The sequence below is a fragment of the Streptacidiphilus neutrinimicus genome, assembly GCF_000787815.1.
Lineage (GTDB): Bacteria > Actinomycetota > Actinomycetes > Streptomycetales > Streptomycetaceae > Streptacidiphilus > Streptacidiphilus neutrinimicus.
Genome location: NZ_BBPO01000102.1, coordinates 8,978 through 11,295, shown reverse-complemented (window position 1 = coordinate 11,295; position 2,318 = coordinate 8,978). Strand labels below are relative to the sequence as shown.

The 2,318-nt window shown below is 77.5% G+C and carries 1 protein-coding gene and 1 pseudogene; both read right to left on the bottom strand.

Annotated features, from left to right (window positions below; translation table 11 throughout):
- Positions 1–747, bottom strand: a pseudogene (locus TR48_RS43900) (hypothetical protein); the annotation flags it as partial.
- Positions 748–807: 60 nt separating this feature from the next.
- Positions 808–1,635 (bottom strand): AfsR/SARP family transcriptional regulator, encoded by an 828-nt coding sequence (locus TR48_RS43895; RefSeq protein ID WP_161789959.1) that lies wholly within the window; start codon positions 1,633–1,635, stop codon positions 808–810.
- Between the last annotated feature and the right edge of the window lie 683 nt (positions 1,636–2,318).

Genomic DNA, 2,318 nt, shown 5'->3' with positions numbered 1-2,318 from the left:
GGCCAACGGGACCGACTCGGCCGGCTCGGCCGGCTCGGCTGACAGCAGTTGCGGGTCGACAAGCGTCGAGCCGAGGCGGCGCGAGGTGTTGCGGAAGACCTGCCAGCCCGGCGCATGCGAGACGACGATCTGCGTCTCGGGGCGCAGCACGGTGTGGACCTGCTGCTGCAACTGCTCCGGCGTCAACCGCTCGCCCGCGCCCGGGCGTCCGCCGTGCAGGGCCTCGACGAGCGCGCGGGTGAAGGTGCCGACCTGCTGCGGGTCGGGGCTGACGGAGGCCCACAGCGGCAGACCCGCGCCCAGGGGTGAGGGCAGCACGCGCAGTTGAGGCAGCGCATCCGCCTCGGCGCTGAGGTCGCCGATGACAAGGGTGCCGAACTGCGCCGGGCGCAGCCGCAGTTCCTCCTCCAGCGCGCGCCACGGCAGCCGCCCCTGGTCCAACTCGACCGCGAGGGAGCCGGTGCGGCGGTCACGGACCAGGTGGCCGCCGATGTGCACGAGCAGCGGGCCGGGGTGACGGGCCGCGGCGCGCAGGTGGTCGCAGATGGTGTCCGTGTCCACGGCGGAGGGCAGCAGCACGGTGTCGACGCCCTCGGCCGCGAGCAGCACCTGTGGAGCTATCGACGCGAGGATGCGGGTCAGGGCGGGGGCGGGCCGCCCCTCGCGCGGAGGAAACCGCCGTGCGGCGCGGCCGCTGCCCCCGTCGATGACGAGAACACGCCCGCGCAGCCCGTCTCCCCCGCTCATCTCCACCCCGCACTGGTCGCTCGGGCCGGACGCCTCGGTGCCTGTCCGGTCCCCGCCACCCTACCGGCGCGAGAGGGGATCGATCTCCGCGGACCTCAGCTCGTCGAGCAGCGCCGCCGTCTCGGGCTCCGGCGGGACGCCGGTGCGCGCCGCCTTGGTCTCCAAACGCGCGACCGTGCGCTGCAGTTGCGGGCCGTCCCCGGAGTCCGCGTGCACCAGCACGAGGTCGCGCAGCAGCAACTCCGCGTCGGGCTCGGCGACGAGGCCACGGCGCGCGGCCGCGTCCGCGCCCTGGTGGTCGCGGACCCGAAGGCGACGCAGGGTCAGTTCGTGGGCGACGTCGACGACGGCGTCGGTCATGCCGGACCGCAGCGGCTCCGCCCACGGGTAGACGGCCTCGGCGAAGGGCGCGCCGCGGACCAGCGCGAGCGCGCGGGCCAGCGCGATGTCGCCGTTGGTCCCCGCGTCGGCGAGTCCGCGGGCGCGCAGGGCCTGGAAGTCGTCCCAGTCGCAGCGCAGGTTGACGGGCCGTCCGCCGGGTCCGTCGCCCAGCCACTCCCGCAGCCGTCCGATCGCGTCGGCGGGCGCGTACGCCCCCTGTGCCGGCCCGAGTTCGCGCCTGGCGGCCACCTCCAGCAGCCCGGCCCGCCAGGCGGCCTCGACCGGCCCCATCGCCCCGACCAGCTCCACCGGCCCGAGCACGCGCAACTGCGCCTCCCCGGGCTCCGCCCCGGCGGGCGGCGCACCGAGCAACGTGAGGATCCACGGGTCCGTGGGCACGAGCGACGCCGCCTGGACGGAGACGCGGGGATCTACGGGCGACAGGGCCCCGTGCAGATCCCCGGACACGTCCGGGCCGAACGGCACGGGCGACGCCGGTCGGGGCACGGCGGCCAGCGGCACACCAGCAGCAGGGAACCGTGAGAGCTGCGGCGGCACTTCAGCCGCCCTCGGCAACTTGCCTCCGGCACCCTCCCCACGCGGCCAGGGGGCGTCGCCGGGCGACGGACGCCCACCGGCGCCCGGCACGGGGCCCACGGCGTGTCCGCCGGCACCGGAGAAGCGCTCGTCGTGCGCCGTTCCGGACGGCGGTTCCCCCGCGCCAGGGCCACCGGCCGCAGGGAACCGCGAGAGCTGCGGCGGCACCTCGCCCGCGCCCGGCGCGGGCGCGCCGGTCGGGCCGGTCGGGTGCTGCGGCCCCGAGGCGTGGGGCGGGGCGCCCGGGGCGGGGAACCGCGACACCGAACCCGGGCCGCCCGCCGGGGCGGTACCCGGGGACGCACCGGGATACGCGCCCGGCGCCTCGCGTCCCGGCTCCCCCGAACCGGGAGCAGGGAAGCGGGACACCGTGCCGGAGCCACCCGCCGGAACCGACCCGCTCTGCCGAACACCGCCCGCAGGGGGGGTACCCGGGGTGGGTGCGGGGGCGTTCGGGAGGAAACGGGATGTCAGCTCGCGGGCTCCGCCCGGAGCTCGGTGTGGGGTGGGGGTCGGAGTCGGGGGCGTGGCGGGGTTCGGGAAGCGGCGAGAGCCCGGCTCGGCGGGCGGGCGCGGCTGCGGCGTGCCGAAGG